Source organism: Pseudoalteromonas sp. SR45-5, from assembly GCF_014163565.1.
Taxonomy (GTDB): domain Bacteria; phylum Pseudomonadota; class Gammaproteobacteria; order Enterobacterales; family Alteromonadaceae; genus Pseudoalteromonas; species Pseudoalteromonas distincta.
This window is the reverse complement of the sequence record NZ_JACJDN010000774.1, coordinates 1-1591: the sequence shown is the minus strand read 5'-3', so window position 1 is coordinate 1591 and position 1591 is coordinate 1. Positions and strand designations below refer to the sequence as shown.

Below are 1591 nucleotides of genomic sequence, written 5' to 3'. Positions count from 1 at the left end.
GAAATAAAGATGGCGACTAAAAAACCTGAAAACTTAAGTTTCGAACAAGCACTAGAAGAATTATCTACAATCGTTAGTGACATGGAACAAGGTGACTTATCGCTTGAGCAATCGTTAAAGCAATTTGAGCGTGGAATTGCATTAGCAAGTGCTTCATCAGGTAAATTACAGCAAGCAGAACAAAAAGTATCAATTTTGATGGGGAATGGCGAAAAGTCAGTTCTTACGAATTTTGATAATGATATGGAATAGCTGTGAGCATAAATAATTATATCGAACGTGCTCAAAAAGATGTAGTAGCGACCTTACAACAGCATTTTAAACAGTCTCTCGATACTGAAGAAACAGTCAAGAACGCCACCCAGTATGGATTATTTAATGGCGGTAAAAGATTACGTCCATTTTTAGTTTATGCCACAGGTAAAATGCTCGGTGCAAACCAGCAAGACTTACATGTACTTGCAGCTGCAATTGAGTGTATCCATAGCTATTCGCTAGTTCATGATGATTTGCCCGCTATGGACGATGACGACTTACGCCGTGGCCGCCCTACTTGCCACATAGAATTTGGCGAGGCAAATGCAATTTTAGCCGGTGATGCCCTACAAACACTCGCCTTTGAGCTTATTGCGAATCACAAATTTACATGCTCGTCGCAAACACAAGTAAAAATGATTGCTACGCTTGCCAACGCATCAGGCCTTGAGGGCATGGTAGGCGGACAAGGTCTTGACATAGCAGCAACAGATAAAGTAATTACCGTACAAGAGCTTGAGCGAATACATAAGCTAAAAACCGGAGCTTTAATTAATTGTGCAATTACACTTGGTGCACTGTGCAGTGAAAAGGCAGATCAACAAACCTTAGAAAATTTAAGCATTTTTGGGTATGCTATAGGGCTGGCGTTTCAAGTACACGACGACATTTTAGATGTTGAAGGCGATACGGTTACTTTAGGTAAACCACAAGGCTCCGATATTGCCGCGAATAAAGCGACATATCCGGCGTTATTAGGTATGCTAGGCGCTAAAGAAAAGGCGCAAAATTTAATACAACAAGCCCATGAAGCGTTGGCAAATATAGATGCTGACACAACACTTCTTGCGTCGCTAGCAAATTACCTAATTGAGCGTGACCACTAATTTTTGCTCATACGTATTACAATTAGCACTGACATTATTACTCAACATTAATTATTCGTAAAAGCTTTGAATGAATTAATGTTAGCGAAGGATATATATAAAACCATGACACTTGATAGTAGCAAGTATCCATTACTTAATTTGGTTGACGAGCCAGCCCAATTGCGTGACTTAGCGCAAGACAAACTCCCTGCATTTAGCAATGAGCTGCGCGATTATTTACTCAACTCAGTATCGCAAAGTAGCGGTCATCTAGCGTCTGGTTTAGGGACGGTTGAACTAACCGTTGCGCTACATTATGTTTATAACACTCCAGACGATCGCCTAGTTTGGGATGTGGGTCACCAAGCTTATCCACATAAAATCCTTACAGGTCGTCGCGACCAAATGCACACTATTCGCCAAAAAGACGGTTTGCACCCTTTTCCTTTTCGCGATGAAAGCCAATA

3 protein-coding genes are annotated in these 1591 nt (G+C 41.0%); all 3 read left to right on the top strand.

Annotated elements, in window-relative coordinates:
- Positions 1 to 9 precede the first annotated feature (9 nt).
- Entirely contained in the window at positions 10 to 252 is a 243-nt protein-coding gene (locus H5072_RS18905; RefSeq protein WP_002961738.1) for an exodeoxyribonuclease VII small subunit, read from the top strand.
- 2 nt (positions 253 to 254) lie between these two features.
- Positions 255 to 1142: a (2E,6E)-farnesyl diphosphate synthase gene (gene ispA / locus H5072_RS18900; protein ID WP_182694442.1), complete on the top strand. Its 888-nt coding sequence runs from the start codon at positions 255 to 257 to the stop codon at positions 1140 to 1142.
- Between the two features lie 105 nt (positions 1143 to 1247).
- A partial coding sequence (locus H5072_RS18895) for a 1-deoxy-D-xylulose-5-phosphate synthase N-terminal domain-containing protein (RefSeq protein ID WP_310735903.1) occupies positions 1248 to 1591 on the top strand: 344 nt, incomplete at its 3' end.